18 protein-coding genes are annotated in these 15,220 nt (G+C 45.0%); 8 read left to right on the forward strand and 10 right to left on the reverse strand.

The genetic code is table 11. The annotated features are described in order from the left end of the window. The first annotated feature begins 23 nt into the window (after nucleotides 1–23). The 5 genes from ACQCN2_RS06625 to ACQCN2_RS06645 all read left to right on the forward strand — a co-directional run bounded on the left by ACQCN2_RS06625 (nucleotide 24) and on the right by ACQCN2_RS06645 (nucleotide 5,391). The gene (locus tag ACQCN2_RS06625) at nucleotides 24–1,100 is read left to right on the forward strand and encodes an ABC transporter ATP-binding protein (RefSeq protein ID WP_426928101.1); all 1,077 of its coding nucleotides are present in this window, start codon (nucleotides 24–26) and stop codon (nucleotides 1,098–1,100) included. An 83-nt stretch (nucleotides 1,101–1,183) separates the two neighbouring features. Then, nucleotides 1,184–1,984 (forward strand): ABC transporter permease, encoded by an 801-nt coding sequence (locus ACQCN2_RS06630; protein WP_426928189.1) that lies wholly within the window; start codon nucleotides 1,184–1,186, stop codon nucleotides 1,982–1,984. Continuing rightward, nucleotides 1,985–2,764, forward strand: a complete 780-nt coding sequence (locus tag ACQCN2_RS06635; RefSeq protein ID WP_426928102.1) for an ABC transporter permease — start codon at nucleotides 1,985–1,987, stop codon at nucleotides 2,762–2,764. 21 nt (nucleotides 2,765–2,785) lie between these two features. Continuing rightward, entirely contained in the window at nucleotides 2,786–3,883 is a 1,098-nt protein-coding gene (locus tag ACQCN2_RS06640; RefSeq protein WP_426928103.1) for an ABC transporter substrate-binding protein, read from the forward strand. A 260-nt stretch (nucleotides 3,884–4,143) separates the two neighbouring features. Then, complete coding sequence (locus ACQCN2_RS06645) at nucleotides 4,144–5,391, forward strand: stalk domain-containing protein (RefSeq protein WP_426928104.1); 1,248 nt, start codon at nucleotides 4,144–4,146, stop codon at nucleotides 5,389–5,391. A 100-nt stretch (nucleotides 5,392–5,491) separates the two neighbouring features. Here the strand turns inward: ACQCN2_RS06645 and ACQCN2_RS06650 are convergent, their stop codons facing one another. Both ACQCN2_RS06650 and ACQCN2_RS06655 read right to left on the reverse strand, forming a co-directional pair. Next, nucleotides 5,492–5,944 carry a C-GCAxxG-C-C family (seleno)protein gene (locus ACQCN2_RS06650; protein ID WP_426928105.1) on the reverse strand — a complete coding sequence of 151 codons (453 nt, stop codon included), beginning with the start codon at nucleotides 5,942–5,944 and terminating at the stop codon, nucleotides 5,492–5,494. 322 nt (nucleotides 5,945–6,266) lie between these two features. Continuing rightward, nucleotides 6,267–7,631, reverse strand: a complete 1,365-nt coding sequence (locus tag ACQCN2_RS06655) for a putrescine aminotransferase (RefSeq protein WP_426928106.1) — start codon at nucleotides 7,629–7,631, stop codon at nucleotides 6,267–6,269. 375 nt (nucleotides 7,632–8,006) lie between these two features. Between ACQCN2_RS06655 and ACQCN2_RS06660 the strand changes: the two genes are divergently transcribed. Beyond that, complete coding sequence (locus ACQCN2_RS06660) at nucleotides 8,007–8,378, forward strand: iron chaperone (protein WP_426928107.1); 372 nt, start codon at nucleotides 8,007–8,009, stop codon at nucleotides 8,376–8,378. Between the two features lie 102 nt (nucleotides 8,379–8,480). On the opposite strand, the gene ACQCN2_RS06665 is transcribed toward ACQCN2_RS06660, so the two are convergent. The 7 genes from ACQCN2_RS06665 to ACQCN2_RS06695 form a co-directional block, all read right to left on the reverse strand. Beyond that, a complete protein-coding gene (locus ACQCN2_RS06665) occupies nucleotides 8,481–8,888 on the reverse strand; it encodes a universal stress protein (RefSeq protein ID WP_426928108.1) in 408 nt (135 codons plus the stop codon). A gap of 111 nt (nucleotides 8,889–8,999) precedes the next feature. Further along, the gene (locus ACQCN2_RS06670) at nucleotides 9,000–9,350 is read right to left on the reverse strand and encodes a nuclear transport factor 2 family protein (RefSeq protein WP_426928109.1); all 351 of its coding nucleotides are present in this window, start codon (nucleotides 9,348–9,350) and stop codon (nucleotides 9,000–9,002) included. A gap of 52 nt (nucleotides 9,351–9,402) precedes the next feature. After that, nucleotides 9,403–9,846: an aminoacyl-tRNA deacylase gene (locus ACQCN2_RS06675; protein WP_426928110.1), complete on the reverse strand. Its 444-nt coding sequence runs from the start codon at nucleotides 9,844–9,846 to the stop codon at nucleotides 9,403–9,405. A gap of 44 nt (nucleotides 9,847–9,890) precedes the next feature. Further along, nucleotides 9,891–10,703: an SPL family radical SAM protein gene (locus ACQCN2_RS06680; RefSeq protein ID WP_426928111.1), complete on the reverse strand. Its 813-nt coding sequence runs from the start codon at nucleotides 10,701–10,703 to the stop codon at nucleotides 9,891–9,893. Nucleotides 10,704–10,817: 114 nt separating this feature from the next. Beyond that, nucleotides 10,818–11,663, reverse strand: coding sequence for an alpha/beta fold macrolide esterase (mle, locus tag ACQCN2_RS06685; protein WP_426928112.1), 846 nt, complete (start codon nucleotides 11,661–11,663; stop codon nucleotides 10,818–10,820). Nucleotides 11,664–11,878: 215 nt separating this feature from the next. Then, nucleotides 11,879–12,262, reverse strand: a complete 384-nt coding sequence (locus tag ACQCN2_RS06690) for a VOC family protein (RefSeq protein WP_426928113.1) — start codon at nucleotides 12,260–12,262, stop codon at nucleotides 11,879–11,881. Between the two features lie 65 nt (nucleotides 12,263–12,327). Then, complete coding sequence (locus tag ACQCN2_RS06695) at nucleotides 12,328–12,669, reverse strand: hypothetical protein (RefSeq protein ID WP_426928114.1); 342 nt, start codon at nucleotides 12,667–12,669, stop codon at nucleotides 12,328–12,330. A gap of 359 nt (nucleotides 12,670–13,028) precedes the next feature. On the opposite strand from ACQCN2_RS06695, the gene ACQCN2_RS06700 reads away from it, so the two are divergent. After that, the gene (locus tag ACQCN2_RS06700; RefSeq protein ID WP_426928115.1) at nucleotides 13,029–14,024 is read left to right on the forward strand and encodes a C40 family peptidase; all 996 of its coding nucleotides are present in this window, start codon (nucleotides 13,029–13,031) and stop codon (nucleotides 14,022–14,024) included. Nucleotides 14,025–14,113: 89 nt separating this feature from the next. Continuing rightward, the gene (locus ACQCN2_RS06705; RefSeq protein WP_426928116.1) at nucleotides 14,114–14,413 is read left to right on the forward strand and encodes a hypothetical protein; all 300 of its coding nucleotides are present in this window, start codon (nucleotides 14,114–14,116) and stop codon (nucleotides 14,411–14,413) included. Here ACQCN2_RS06705 and ACQCN2_RS06710 read toward each other — a convergent pair. Further along, the gene (locus tag ACQCN2_RS06710) at nucleotides 14,382–15,128 is read right to left on the reverse strand and encodes a 3'-5' exonuclease (RefSeq protein ID WP_426928117.1); all 747 of its coding nucleotides are present in this window, start codon (nucleotides 15,126–15,128) and stop codon (nucleotides 14,382–14,384) included. The two genes, ACQCN2_RS06705 and ACQCN2_RS06710, sit on opposite strands and share 32 nt — an antisense overlap. Nucleotides 15,129–15,220 lie beyond the last annotated feature (92 nt).

Here is a 15,220-nt window from a genome sequence, read left to right on the forward strand (position 1 = left end):
ATAATTTTAAGGAGGAGGTTTTAATGACATTGCCTATGGTAGAGTTAAACAACATTTTTAAAACATTCAACCAACATACAGTCGTTCAAAATCTTTCATTGCAGATTCAGCCAGGAGAATTTATCACGCTGCTTGGGCCCAGTGGCTGCGGGAAAACCACCACTTTGCGAATGATTGCTGGGTTCGAGCAACCTACCTCGGGAGAAATCGTCCTGAATGGGACGCGTGTGGATGGTCAACCAGCCTATGAGCGTAATGTCAACACGGTGTTCCAAAGCTACGCGTTATTCCCCCATTTAACGGCCTATGAGAATATTGCCTTTGGCTTGCGGCTGAAAAAAGTAGCCAAAGCGGAGGTCGATCGCCGCGTTCGGGAAGCGCTTCGACTCGTCCAGCTGGAATCCTATGCTTCACGGAAGCCGGATCAGCTAAGCGGTGGTCAGAAGCAACGCATTGCCATTGCGCGAGCACTTGTAAATAACCCGAAAGTTCTTTTGCTTGACGAACCACTAGGCGCACTCGACCAAAAATTGCGCAAACAGATGCAGGTAGAATTGAAGCACTTGCAGCGTCAACTGGGAATTACGTTTATTTTTGTCACGCATGATCAGGAAGAGGCATTGACGATGTCTGATCGGATCGCCGTGATGAATCAGGGCTTTTTGGAACAGGTAGGAACTCCAGACGAAATCTATGATCAGCCGCACACTACGTTCGTGGCCGAATTTATTGGCGAAATGAACTTTTTACCAGGTACGATTGAGTCTGTCGAAGCCACTTCTTATCACATCAACTGCAATAGCACTTCCTTGCGTTCAGCCAAACAAAGAGCCTTTACCATCGGAGACTCTGTTACGGTAGCTATTCGTCCGGAGCGAACCACTCTCTCCACGGAACCGCTCGCTGATGCGGATAACCATCTCGCCGTCCGTCTGATCGAGCGCATTTACTGTGGGCTGATGACCAAAACCATCCTGCAGACCCAATCAGGTCACTCCATTACCACACACGAGAAAACAGACCGAATTGTTCAAGCGAATCCCTCCGATCAATTGTTCATCAACTGGAACGCCTCACATTCGGTGGTGTTGCAGCCATGAAACCGCCTGATACACTTCCTTCCACCAAGCGGATTCGTCGAGATTTTGGGGTCTATTGGACAGTATCGCCTGTGGTCATCTGGATGGTCGTGCTTTTCCTGATTCCTCTCGCATTCGTGTTTCTGGTCAGCTTTTTTACCCGGAGCACCTTTGGCGGGATCATTTATACGTTTACCGTGGAGAATTATACCCGCTTCGTCGACCCGCTTTATTTACGAATCTTCTGGATATCCTGCTTAATCGCTCTGGTCACGACACTCCTCTGTCTGATTGTTGGCTATCCATTCGCTTACATCATCGCCAAATCACCGGAGCGCATGCGCAATATCCTGTTAATGCTGGTCATTGTTCCATTTTGGACGAACTCGCTGATTCGGACGTACGCCTGGATTGTCCTCTTGCGAACGGAAGGTGTCATCAACACGTTCTTGCTAAACTTGGGACTGATACGGCAGCCTCTTGAGCTTATGTATAACGAATTTGCTGTATTGATCGGGCTTGTTTACACCATGCTACCGTTTATGATTCTCCCGCTCTATGCCTCTATCGAAAAACTGGAACGTACCCACCTGGAAGCGGCAGCGGATCTAGGCGCCAAGCCTTGGCAAACCTTTCTCAAAGTATCACTGCCCCTTACTACACCCGGGATCGTAGCAGGCTCTCTACTTGTATTCATCCCATCGCTTGGCTTATTCTTCATTCCTGATCTAATGGGGGGAAGCAAGACGGTTCTCATTGGCAATCTCATCAAGAATCAATTCCTGACGGCCCGGGATTGGCCCTTTGGCTCCGCTACTTCGATCATCTTGATGGGTGTGACTATGCTGTTTATTCTATTGTATCTTCGTTTCTCAGGGGATAGAGCCGGAAAGGAGCTGGTCTAGTTGAATCTCTCCTTCGGCAAAAAGACAGCGGCACTCTATGCTTCGCTTATCTATTTGTTTCTCTATGTTCCCATCGCTATTCTCATGATCTACTCGTTCAATCAGTCGAAGCTGAATGCGGTTTGGACGGGGTTTACACTGGATTGGTATGTAAAGCTCATGCATAACCAAGAGGTACTCGAAGCGATGTACACAAGCCTAATGGTCGCTCTGATCAGCACGATCGCCTCGACGATGATTGGAACCTTGGCTGCTGTGGGGATGTACCGCTATCATTTTCGGGGGAAGACAGCATTGGACGCTTTGCTGTACCTTCCGATCGTTATCCCCGAGATTGTCATGGGAATCTCGCTGCTCATCCTGTTTACACAATTGCATGTTTCACTTGGTCTGTTTACGTTAATCGCAGCCCATATCACGTTCTCCGTCCCCTTTGTTGTGGTGGTCGTCAAGGCACGACTGGAGGGATTTGATCGAAGCATGGAGGAAGCCGCAATGGATTTAGGCGCTACCCCTTGGCAAACCTTTCTCAAAGTGACGCTTCCTATCATTGCTCCTGGAGTCGTGGCCAGCGCGCTCTTGGCCTTTACGCTTTCCATTGATGATGTGATTATCAGCTTTTTCGTTGCGGGGCCTGGAAGCGCGACACTACCGTTAAAGATATTTTCCATGGTCAAATTTGGGGTAACTCCTGAAATTAATGCCCTCTCGACTCTGATGCTGCTCGTTACCCTGTTCATAGTCGTCATCGCCGAACGTATGCGGTTGAAAAGCAAGTAACGAACTAAAGGAGGTTTTCATATGAATCCCAAGTGGCGCAAGGTAGCTTCTCTCTTAAGTATCACCGCACTCTCCAGTTCTCTTCTGTTGGCTGGCTGCAGCTCGCAGCCGTCTTCTACACCCGGAACAGATGCGCAGACAGGCTCTGGACTCGACAAGGAATTGAATGTCTTCAACTGGTCCGAGTACCTTCCAGATTCCGTCATCCAGAAGTTTGAGCAAAAATACGGCGTCAAAGTGAATTACAGCACCTTCTCGTCGAATGAAGAAATGCTCGCCAAGGTCTCGGCCGGCGGCGGCATCTATGATCTGACTGTTGCCAGTGATTACATCGTTCAGCCGATGGTACAGCAAGGCTTGATCGAGCCGCTTGATTTGAACAACGTGCCGAACTTCAAGAACTTGTCTTCTGATTTCATCAACAAGGAATTTGACCCTGGAAATAAATACTGCATCCCGTACATGGGAAATACACAATCGCTTGGCATTAATCCGGATAAGGTAAAAGTAGAAATCAACAGCTATGAGGATTTATGGAAGCCTGAATTGAAGGGACAGATCGTGCTTTTGGATGACCAGCGTTTCGTTCTCGGAATGGTGTTGAAGACACTAGGTTACTCCGGCAATGACACGGATCCTGCCCATCTGGAAGAAGCCAAACAAAAAATGCTAAAACTGATGCCCAATGTCAAAGCGTTCGACAGTGATAGTCCCAAAACCCTCTTGATTAACGGTGAAGTCTCGATCGCTCTCTCTTGGGGTCCTGAAATCGCTTTGGCTCAACGGGAAAAACCACAGATCAAAACCATTCTACCCAAAGAAGGATTATTGATCGCTTTCGACAACTTTGTCATTCCCAAGGGCGCCAAGCATAAAAAGACTGCCGAAGCCTTCATCAACTTCCTGCTTGAACCAGAAATCAGCGCGGAAATCTCCAAAACCTTCCCGTACATTAACCCGAACTCTGAAGCGCGCAAACTGATCGACAAAGCGACTTTGGACAATATCGCCATTTATCCGCCACCAGAAGAAATGAAGCGCACGGAAGGGATCAAGGACATTGGCGATTCCGTGAAGCTTTACGACCGCATCTGGTCCGAGGTAAAAAGCTCCCAGTAAATCATAAAACCACTTGAATCATTCCTTTCTCCATTCTCTTGACGTTTCACTTACTTCAAGAAGAATGAAAGGAGGCTCAAGTGGTTTTTTTCATCTCAAGTTTCACATAAATTACAGCTAACTATCATTTACCAATTCATGATCATAGAGTATTCTTGTTCATAGCTCATCCTCAAAAGATTTGAACACCGAAGATTACAAGGATTTCGAAAGGTTTAACAAGTTTTACGCAATGCTTTTGTTGTAAAGGAGAGAAAGTCGTGAAAATCGTAAAAATTGCCTTACTAGCCCTGTTTTTCTGTTTGAGTAGCGTATCGGGATATTCGATGCCAATTGCACACGCTTCAACTAACAGTGCAACTATCCTGCTTGACGGATACCCCCTTACCTTCCCCACACCGCCCGTCATCATTAACGGTTATACGATGGTTCCCTTTCGAGCCATCTCTGAAGCGATGGGAGTAAGTGTTCAGTGGGTTCCAGAAACTGAAACGATACTCGCTCACAAAACAACCGCGAATGGTGAAATAAATGTCCAACTTCAGCTTGGCAATCCGTCAATCACAGTCAACGGTCAGATATCCAGTCTGCCTGTCGCACCAGTGGAAAAGAACGGACACACCTTAATTCCCTTAAGCTTCTTCAGTAAGCAGTTTGGCGCTAGCGTCAGCTGGAATGCCCAGACCAGAACCGTATCCATTACCTCACCGAGGGAGCATCTCTATACAACGGCATTTTACGCCATCTCATCTTTTGGACAGAAGCAACTGATCCACTCTTTTGATTCTGTCGCTTTCGGCTGGAGTCGGATTGATGGCAATGGAAATGTGACGCTTGCGGGAAAAGACTTCTACTGGCCGCAAGCCGCCGGTGATATTACGCCTGAATCGATCATCGACGATTCCAAAGCTTCTGGCACTTCACCCTATTTGATGGTTTTTGCCGGAGATGCCAAAGGTGAATTAACGAAACTGTTGGACAATCAACAACTGCGTGACAAAGCCGTTGATCAAATCCTCTCTATCGCGCGCGATAAGCACTTTGAAGGAATCGTTCTTGATTTTGAAGGGCTCGGGTTACAGGGTGATCCTAGCAATAGCAAAGCGAAATACAATCAGTTCGTAAGTCAACTCGCCAAAAAAGCTCATGAACAAAACACAAAGCTCACGTTGGTGCTGCACCCTCTAAATGGGGCTTACCAAGGATATGATTATGCCATTCTCAAGACACTTGCCGATGATCTGATTATCATGGCCTATGGATACGAATCGGAAAAATCTCCCGAACCGCTCAATAAAGTAAACGAAGCAATTCAACTAGCGCTCAAGCAAGTGCCGAAAGATCAACTGATTCTGGGTATTTCAATGGGCAGTGAAAATGAACAGAGTATCAACGCCAAAATCGGCTTGGCCAAACGGTATGGATTGAAGGGAATCGCGTTATGGAGACTCGGATTAATTAATCAGGCTACTATGGCGCAAATGAACCAGACAATCGAGCTAAAATAAACGGCTTTTCACAGAGAGCACCTAATAACCGGCCGTGAAGTATGGCCGGTTTCACTTATGAATGGGATGGTGCTGCATTAAATTGTCTTCATGAGTGTCACTAACTACCATGGGAATGATCTGTTAGGTTCGATAGACTCGAAGTCTTTTGATTGGTTAGATAGTACGCTGTTTTTTGGCAAATCTGATCACAGTATGCCTTTTGCTCCGGGGATGGTCTGCCCCCCACTCGTTTGGTAATGGTTGAACAATCGTGCGAACCGAATGTTTCCATGAACCATTTTTGGAAATCCGCCGTTTTTTTATCTGCCTGATCCATTGTCCCAAGTACCAGTGTCCCTCCAGCCAACGCCGAGCAGACCTGCCCACATACTCCCCCCTTCCAAGTAGCAGTCATCTCTACAAGCGTAGGCATATCGGGAATAATTTGGGCATCCATCATAGCCTTGAGAACAGACTGAGCCCCATTCAAACCTGACTGATGATGCTTTTGGGCTCTTTCTTCAGCCCATTCGGGTAGGGACTTGTCAACTACATCCTGCAATGATCTCATGCTTCCAACACCTCATCTGTACAATTTGTTTTATTAGGTTTCTTTCATCCCATTACACCAAGCAAAACAATTTAACTAAATTAGACATAAATAAATATAACTAATTATAACTAAGTATAATTAAACAACAAACGCTATAGAGCTAATTTTCATCAAAACTTAACAACATTTTGTAAGTTCCAGGAACTTATACATGCTAAATCATGGTTTTCCCTGCTCAAATTCGTTAGACTGATCCTGCTTTGCGACAAGTTGTATGATCATTCAAATTCATACGAAAAGGACACCGAAATAGGTGTCCCTTTGTTTTCATGTACTTCGTTTAGACTCTTACTTTCATTTCCTTCGACAATTGAATGATGCCCTCTTCAATACAAGCTAGCACGTAATCCAATTGTTCATAAGAAATGATCGCTGGAGGCTCCAGTCGAATGACAGTAGCGTTATTTAATGTTCCTCCAACCAGAATCTTTTTGCCAAATAATTGCTTCGCCAAGGTATACCCTAAATGATTGCTGGCGAACTCCATCCCGATTAACAATCCTCTCCCGCGAACTTCGGTCAAAATCTGTGGAAAACGACTTTGGATTTCTCGCAGGTTGGAAAGAATGTAGTCACCTTTTTCCTTTGCCATTTGGGGAATATTCTCTTCCAAGATCGTATGAATTCCAGCGATTGCGCCAGCGCAGCATAGCGGATTTCCACCAAAGGTCGAGGAGCCTAGCAAGAACGGGTTCTCCTCCATCTTGCTCCACCACTTACGCTTCGCAACCATGGCGGCAATCGGCATCACTCCACCTCCAAAAGCCTTGCCCAACGTCATAATATCAGGAACTACATTCCAGTGATCGACGCCAAACAATGTGCCTGTTCTGCCCATTCCCGTCTGCACTTCATCTACAATCAACAAACACTCATATTGATCGCAAATTTGACGAAGGCGAGGCAGATAGTCATCGGGGGGAATATTGACGCCACCCTCCCCTTGAATTGGTTCGACAATAACCCCTGCGACCGTCTCTCCAGTGCTGATGAGCATTCGAATAGCTTCCTCCACGGCATCCGCATTTCCATAAGGGACATGCTGAAAGCCTGGGACAAGCGGCAGATACGGTTCACGGAATAACGCTTTTCCAGACGCGGAGAGAGAACCAAGGGTTTTGCCATGAAAGCCTTTTTCCATTGTAATGAAATATTTCTTTCCAGTAGCGAGACGAGCCAGTTTGAGCGCCATTTCATTCGCTTCTGTCCCACAGTTGACGAGATAGGAATGCTGCAGATCCCCTGGTGTAATATAGGCGACCAGTTTGGACAAATAGCCACGTAGCGGGTCTATCATCTCCTGGCTGTGCAGCGCATACCGTTTGATCTGCGACTCCACCGCTTTCACAACCTTAGGGTGGCGATGCCCCAGCAGGTAGACCCCATATCCGCCCAAACAATCGATATATTCATCTCCCATGGTATCCCTAAAAACCGCTCCCTCATCTTCCCACTCCACAACCGAGTAATCCGTGGAAACCGATTTCCGATGGCTAAGAATCGCTTTGGTCACATAATTGCTGAAGTTATCAACGGAATCATTGACAATTTGCTTTTTCTGTTCGACACTGAGCGTCTCGCACTCGATGAACCCGAGGATCTCTTTTGCTAATTGCAAGGATTCCTCTCTTGTTTTGCGTTTCATAAGACTCACCCTTCCTTCTCGTTTTTGACAATAAAATGAATAAGCAAGGATGATGCCAACGAGAAAAATAGGCGTAAACCTGTTACACGCTTCCAAAAGTTCTCAGAAATAAGAATCTCAAGCTACCCCAGACCTCATCTATTCTGTTGTCAGGAGCTTGCGTGTAGTAGATCTTAACAGCCTTTACGAGAACCCTTCTATAACAAAAAAAAATGAGAAGAATTTCTTGCAAATGAGAATAAAAAACACACTAATTATATACTTTTGGGCAAACCAGCAGCCTCTCATTTGCGTTTTAAGCCATTTTGACTATCGAGGTTGTAAAAGATATAGTTGTGGAAATAGGTAGACATCATTTTTTTAAGGGGGAACAATATGGAAGTTTTCGCAAAATATTTATCAGGTATCGATAACCCCGACCACCGCGACCGAACAAAGGAAATTTTAGCGTGGGTTGCTACTGAATTCCCAAATTTGGAACCACAAATCAAGTGGAATACGCCAATGTTTTCCGATCACGGCACATTTATCATCGGCTTTTCCATAGCGAAACATCATTTGAGCGTTTCACCCGAAGAAGCAGGCATTGCGCACTTTGCCGATGAAATTGCACAAGCTGGCTACACCGCTACCAAAGGCTTGTTTCGAATTCCGTGGAATGAGCCGGTACATTACGGATTGCTTGAGAAAATGATTGAATTTAATATTTTGGAGAAGGTAGACTGTACAACTTTTTGGCGGAAATAAAAAAAGGCTAACCTTTAGTAAGCCTGTGTAGGCTTCTTAATGCTTAGCCAAGAACATCATTCTCATACTGATCTGGAAAATGGACCAATTACAAAGCCTAGTTTAGCTTGTGATATAGACTCCTACTGGTGAGAGTGCCACAATCTTCATACTCACACTGCCTAAATTGTGTTCCCGGTGCCCGAGCATGATCGTATCGTAATGATTCTGATTGGCCTCTTCTATAATCGTGACAGCAGGTGACCCTATTCTGACAATCCCTTCAGCATGAAGACCTTCCGCTTCGAATTGTGCACATACTTGTTTGATTTCATTCTCAGCTTTAGTAAAGAGCCGAGCCTGCCATTCGGCATAAGAGGGAACTTGTTCAAGAATAGATTTATCTGAATCAGGAATAACTGTGATAATGCCAATTTGCAGCTGAGAGATTTGCTTTCCCAGTTCAAGCAATTGGTGGACAGCCGCCTCTGCGCTTTCTGAGCCATCATATGCTAGCAGTACCTTTTTCATGATTCAATTCCCCCTCGTACGCCTTCAATTCCTTTTTTTAGTATACCAAATCCTTCATTCAGATTTATTTGCAATTGTGTCAATTCTCTCAATCATTGAAGTATGCCGAGATCACCCAACAAACCACACGCGGGTAATCCGTCCGTCTTCTACCTCATACATGGCGAGCGCTTCAAAAGGCTCACGATTCACCCGTCCAGATAAATACTCCAAATCAACAACAAACTTCCCAAATACCGTCCGATTGAGAACTTCCGCATGCATGTCCGGATTATCCGTAAAGAGCTTGGTATAGACCTCGCGCAATTCTGCAAGACCATGCATGATTCGATTACCGGAAGGATGCTCAAGGATTTCAACCTGTGGGCTGTATGTATGTAAAAAGGCTTCAATATCTTTCCGGTTATAGGCATCCAATTGCAGCTGCACGACTGCTTCTGGCGATTGATTTACTGTTGTCATAACTTCCCTCTCCTTATTCAGAACACTTTTATTTGAAATTCGTATGGACACCTTAATCCCAATATGCAACCACTTGATTGATTTTTTCCAAAGCCTGGGGAGCAATTTTGAGTGTTGATGTGGTTTCCCCAGAACCACCATAAATAAATGGAAAGCGGTAAAGCCTTCTATCCACAATACAAGGAAGCGAAAGCACTAAAGAAACACTACCTACCGTGTATCCAGTTACTTGTTCGACTTCTTCTGGAGTTGCCATCTTCAATTGACCACATCCCAAGATTTGGGCTACTTCTTCCAAATGAATACGCCCACGGCTGCCAGAAAGGATAATGGCATAATAACCTTTTTCTGACTTGAGGACTAATGTTGGGGCCGTCTGACCAATGTCGATGCCAAAATAATCTGCCCCTTCCTGTGCAGTTCGAATTTGTTTTTCGTGATGTATGAATTCAAATTGAACATGCTTCTCTTGTAACATCGTGATTAAATGCTCCATTCGCCTACACCTCTATTCTGAACTCTCTTTTTGAATAGATAAAATTACGGCAGAAATCCAGCTTGACTGATCAAGACTTGATTCTCGGGAAAAACCTCTAGAAACTGCTGACGAACTCGCTCAAGTGCTTCTGGCTTGTACCACATTTCCAAGTCAGTTTCCTCGTATCGCTGGTAGATCCCCAATCTCGCGGTGCGTTTCCCTCCTGATCCATCCCCTAGTACAAAGTTGTCCAGACAAACCCGTGGCGTACATTTAGCAAGTTTCGCCGCAAACTGATCACTTGCGGGCAAAATCGGAGAGACAGCTGCCTGAACATCCAGACCCGCTTGATAGAGAGCTTGCAAGGCTTGCATGCGAGCAGCAAGTGGAGGGGCCTGTGGCGTGAAGCGTTGGCGAATCTCTTCCCGATCCGTCTCGATGGTGATACTGATTCGAAGACAGTCCTTCATTCGCTTAAACAAATCCAAATCTCGGAGAACCAAAGGGGAACGTGTTTGTACCAGTAGAAAGTCAGGCCGTTCTTCGGCCATGACCTCTACTAAACTTCTGGTGATCTGTTCGCGATATTCCGTTGGTTGATAGGGGTCGGTGGCAGAGCTCATGAATATGGTGACGGGTCCCTTTTTCTTCGCTGATTGTAATTCCTTACGCAGTTTATTAGCCGCATGTTCTTTGATATCCAGCCAGGTTCCCCAGGGTTCATGGCGGAATTTGGCGACGGGACTTTCGCGAACATAACAGTACGAACAGGCAAACTGGCAGCCGACATACGGGTTCAGCGAATGGGAGTAGCCCGTTAGAAATCCGCTTGTTGGTGTAAGAAGTTTACTTGGGATCTTGCGTTTTACTTGCATCACGAGCTCCTTTCTACCTAATCAAAGCCCTAACAACCAATCAGACTTCGTGCTTCTTCGGCGTTGTCACATTATGAAGAAAGTGGGCTGCAAATGCAACCCACTTCAATCTGTTTACCGTGTTGTATGCTCCAAAATCGTATGGATGATCCGGTCCCATTCGGCTACGTGAATTTCATGACCGACTCCTTCAAGGGTAAGTAATACCGCATGAGGAATCTCATCTGCCAGTGCCAAACCGTGTCCATACGGTAGTACCGGGTCTTCAGTTCCGTGGATAATCAAAACCGGAGCTTGGATGTGCTTGAGTTTCTCATCAAAGGCAGCATCACCTTTTAGCAAGGCATGGTTAAACATACTGACGAGATTATTGGCACGTTTGACTTCCTGCGTGGCCAGCCTGTATGCTCTTGGCTCATCAAAAGGATGCTTGGAACCAGAGAGCAATCCCCAGCCTTCCGCCATATAGTGAATGACTGCCTTTTCGTCTGTCCAATCCAAAGTGGCTCCATTGGCATGGTATGCAAGGATCTTTTCATCGATCGGCGGCAATTCACGCGTGCCTGAACCGTACAAGCTCGACATCATGAGGGTCATTGATAGCACGCGTTGCGGGTGTTTGACTGCGATGATTTGGGCTATCATACCGCCTAGAGACATTCCAACTATGTGGGCACGATCAAGGTTGTAGGCATCTAGTACCCCAACCGCGTCATCGGCCATATCTTCAACCGTATAAGTCACGGTTCCCGGATCATAGACATGGGAACGTCCTACATCTCGGTTATCAAATCGAATCACGAATCTTCCGCTGTCCGCCAGTTGTTGGCAGAATTCATCATCCCACCAAACCATAGAAGCCATCGCTCCCATAATCAATAAGACAGCTGGTTGAGTCGGATCTCCAAAGCTCTCCGTGCAAATATCAATTCCATTGATCGATAGGATCTTTTCGTTCATATTGATCTCCTCATTTCATTCACAGTGTTTATTGTAAGAAGACAAACTCAAATAAACCCACCATTTCAAACAAAAAAATGGATGAGCAGGATGAGGTCGTACCTTACATTAACGCAAGCGAATGTATTTGATAATCATGAGATGATCTCCTATCTGTATGGATATGGATTTTACTCCATTTATAATCATACCATATTTTGACTGAACCGTAGCAATTAAACCTGAAAAATCTGGATCAAGTTCCCGCATGTATCATCCAATACAGCTTGTGTAACCGGTCCTGCCTGAGTAGGCTTCATCGTAAATTCAACACCTAGTTTCGTCAATCTCTCATACTCCTGATGAATATCCTCAACAGCAAAAGCCGTGAAAGGTATTCCTTGCTCAAACAAAGCCTTTTGGAAAGTCTTGGCGGCAGGGTTGTTGTTCGGCTCAAGAACTAATTCGGTTCCTTCAGGGCTATCGGGCGAAACGACTGTTAACCATTTGGCTTCTCCCAACGGTATCTCTTTCTTTTTCACAAATCCCAAAACCTCTGTGTAGAATTGAAGTGCTTTGTCTTGATTGTCCACAAAGATACTCGTGAGTTTAATCTTCATCATGTACCTCCCAAATCTATCTATCCCATGTATAACAAGAAGCCTGGCCGAAGCCAAGCTTATTTTTATCGTTTTTGAACTTGAATGTAGGGAACCTTCTTTAACTCGTAGGTATCCGAAAGAATATGCTCTCCAATAATATTCAACTTGATGAGACTCGTCAGTTTCGCAGGATCTACCCTCGAGACCAGACGCCAGATCGAGGGGTCTGGCAAGGCGTTATACACTTTATTGTCATCGTACTCGCGTTTTTCCTGGTAGGTAACCTTCAATTGGTAATCTCCCACATCCAATTTGATTGGCGCTTGAAAATGTCCCAGGAATTCTGCTCGAAGCTCTTCAATTTCATCGTCAATCTGCTTTTTTAACTGTTTTAATTCATAGAAACGAGCAAACTTTTCAACCATGGTAGATCCCTCTCTTTCACAAGAATGTGTATGAAAGATTGGGATTACCTAGAACTTCTAATGTTGATGTGTCCCTTTTAAACCATTGTTCTTTTGGGACTTCGCTTTCACATCTGCTGGTTTTCCTTTGGAGCTTTCTTGTTGGGCATTGATGTTTTTATTTTTCGTCATGATGGATTCTCCTTTTGCTGGAATGGTTCAGAAGTAGTATATCCTGCTTCAAAAATTTCACTCTTTCTGTCAAATCTCTACAAGAATGTCGGACTATCTGCCTAAAATGTTGAAAATTGATAGATTCTTGTCTAGTAATCAGGTAAAATTTACTTGTTGAACTATTCTATCAAGAGGAGATTAGACAGATGAAACGACATATGATTCTCTTCATGACATCCGTAGTACTCGGATTAGGATTTCCTTTAACTACATACGCTTCGTCTCAATCGGTACTTTATACAGTTGCCCAAGGAGATTCGTTGTTCCAGATCTCCAAAAAATACCAAACATCCGTACAATCCATTATGGAAGCCAACCACCTTGCCAATGACAAGCTGCACATTGGTCAACAGTTACAGGTACCTACCACTCATCCTTCGTTAGCAAACGGGTCTACCACTGCACCCGCACCCAATTCAAGCACCGTGAATAAGCCCGTTCAAAATCAATCAGTTAAGCAGCCTATCGGTAATGCCACTGTAGCAGCACAACCATCACCAACAGCTCCTCAGCCTGTCCCAGACGCAAAAGAAACTCATCAAACTACAGCCCTTGAAGCAAATACACAGGCTAAAGTAACCGTACCTGTACTCAATGTACGAGAACAGGCTTCAACGGACAGCGCTATTTTGAGCAAACTCAGCTTAGGTGCGATCGTGAATGTTATAGATTCCGATTCAGATTGGACCAAAATCAACTACAATGGACAGGATGCGTACGTCGCAACTCCTTACATTACTTCTTATGTTCCAGTTGAACTTTCACCAAACGCGGATAATCAGTCATTGCTTGAGATTGTTCAACCTTTATTAAATACACCCTATGTGTTAGGTGGTACGACCCCAGACGGTTTTGACTGCAGCGGATTTACTTCTTATGTGTACAAACAGCTTGGCGTCACTCTCCCCCGCACGTCCGAGGATCAGTTTACGGTTGGACAAGATGTTCCACGAGATCAGTTGCAGCCAGGCGACTTGCTCTTCTATGATTCCCTTAAAAAAGGAAAAATCTCACACGTAGCGATGTACATCGGTGACGGTATGATCATCCATGCAAACGGGGAAATCGTCAAATACGAGAAGGTTGCCAATATGGATAAGATCTATCCTTACTACGGTGCGAAAAGAATGATACAATTTTAGAAAACAGAACATGCTGACCAACAAAAAAGGAAGGGAATATCCCCTTCCTTCCGTTATTTTATTTGATTGTCAGTGAAGGAGAGGAACTCATGAGCCAAAAAGAAGTCGAGCAACAGATCATTCAGCAATACCAACGTGATGAGGGCATGATGATTCTCGTATTTGCTCAATGGTGTGTCAATTACGATTTGGACCCTCTTGAATTGTATAATAGAGCCTACCCTGCTCAACCAGTTAATCAGCAGCTTAAACAAATGCTGGAGGTTACCGTCCCAAAAGAAGAAGCTGGAGACATACCCGATGAAACGTTGCTAAGCGTGCTGTCTCTCTTTGGAAACGAGGACCTGGCATTCGTGGTTACACAGGAGATTGAGAAGCGAAATGCTTAGCTTTCCACCTAGACTCACATCGAATACAAAAATTTTTGCGTGAACGAAATTGCCGATACCATTTTTCTTTCTTGCATCCACGGCATGTACGATAGAGCGGACAACTTTCCCCCTCAAATGTAGGGGGATCATTTATTTCTAAAGGAACTTGATCATAGCAGTGAAGGAACAGCTTGGCCGTATTAACGGAATCATCGAGCGCGCTGTGCAATCTTCCCTCTGGATCAAGGCCCGCAATCTCCATTGCTTTGGCTAACCCCATCTGTTTAACCGGACCAAGCAGCAAAGAGATGGGCGTTTGAATGTTATTGGTGTTTTTCAACCAATCAAATGAAAAAGCAAACCGAACACAATGCTCAATAAAAATCCGCTTGTCATCCGGTCCCCACGCACAGAAATAATAATCGTCTCCCATCCAGCTTTTTAATTGCTCCAACGCCTCTGGAAACGAAATAGCGTTAAACTGATCTTCTTCCTTCATTCCGATGAAGCGCATCGTCCGGCTATCAAATTTTCCCCGAATCTGAGGAAACACATAACATTGGAAACTGTCCGTTATCTGTCTTATTTTTGGGTCAATACGAACGGCCCCGATCTCCACAATCTCAGGAATTTGACCTTTTTTATAGCTATAGGTAGTCTCTAAGTCATAGATGATGATATCCATCTTTCTCATTCCTTCCCCTACCAGCATAGCAAAGCTCCAGGCAAACATCTACTGTTACCCTGCTAAAACTGGTCTGACAAACGCCATTTTACAGGTTTATCTTAGATTTCCCCCCGCAATGGTAATCATGTATCCACTAT

The sequence above is a fragment of the Brevibacillus ginsengisoli genome (assembly GCF_050113715.1).
Lineage (GTDB): Bacteria > Bacillota > Bacilli > Brevibacillales > Brevibacillaceae > Brevibacillus_H > Brevibacillus_H ginsengisoli.

Excerpts from the sequence above, each read along its gene's own strand:
- ACQCN2_RS06625 (WP_426928101.1), top strand. The coding sequence starts at position 24 with ATGACATTGCCTATGGTAGAGTTAAACAACATTTTTAAAACATTCAAC.
- ACQCN2_RS06630 (WP_426928189.1), top strand. The coding sequence starts at position 1,184 with ATGGTCGTGCTTTTCCTGATTCCTCTCGCATTCGTGTTTCTGGTCAGC.
- ACQCN2_RS06640 (WP_426928103.1), top strand. The coding sequence starts at position 2,786 with ATGAATCCCAAGTGGCGCAAGGTAGCTTCTCTCTTAAGTATCACCGCA.
- ACQCN2_RS06650 (WP_426928105.1), bottom strand. The coding sequence starts at position 5,944 with ATGAGATCATTGCAGGATGTAGTTGACAAGTCCCTACCCGAATGGGCT.
- ACQCN2_RS06655 (WP_426928106.1), bottom strand. The coding sequence starts at position 7,631 with ATGAAACGCAAAACAAGAGAGGAATCCTTGCAATTAGCAAAAGAGATC.
- ACQCN2_RS06660 (WP_426928107.1), top strand. The coding sequence starts at position 8,007 with ATGGAAGTTTTCGCAAAATATTTATCAGGTATCGATAACCCCGACCAC.
- ACQCN2_RS06665 (WP_426928108.1), bottom strand. The coding sequence starts at position 8,888 with ATGAAAAAGGTACTGCTAGCATATGATGGCTCAGAAAGCGCAGAGGCG.
- ACQCN2_RS06670 (WP_426928109.1), bottom strand. The coding sequence starts at position 9,350 with ATGACAACAGTAAATCAATCGCCAGAAGCAGTCGTGCAGCTGCAATTG.
- ACQCN2_RS06675 (WP_426928110.1), bottom strand. The coding sequence starts at position 9,846 with ATGGAGCATTTAATCACGATGTTACAAGAGAAGCATGTTCAATTTGAA.
- ACQCN2_RS06680 (WP_426928111.1), bottom strand. The coding sequence starts at position 10,703 with ATGCAAGTAAAACGCAAGATCCCAAGTAAACTTCTTACACCAACAAGC.
- mle (WP_426928112.1), bottom strand. The coding sequence starts at position 11,663 with ATGAACGAAAAGATCCTATCGATCAATGGAATTGATATTTGCACGGAG.
- ACQCN2_RS06690 (WP_426928113.1), bottom strand. The coding sequence starts at position 12,262 with ATGAAGATTAAACTCACGAGTATCTTTGTGGACAATCAAGACAAAGCA.
- ACQCN2_RS06695 (WP_426928114.1), bottom strand. The coding sequence starts at position 12,669 with ATGGTTGAAAAGTTTGCTCGTTTCTATGAATTAAAACAGTTAAAAAAG.
- ACQCN2_RS06700 (WP_426928115.1), top strand. The coding sequence starts at position 13,029 with ATGAAACGACATATGATTCTCTTCATGACATCCGTAGTACTCGGATTA.
- ACQCN2_RS06705 (WP_426928116.1), top strand. The coding sequence starts at position 14,114 with ATGAGCCAAAAAGAAGTCGAGCAACAGATCATTCAGCAATACCAACGT.
- ACQCN2_RS06710 (WP_426928117.1), bottom strand. The coding sequence starts at position 15,128 with ATGTTTGCCTGGAGCTTTGCTATGCTGGTAGGGGAAGGAATGAGAAAG.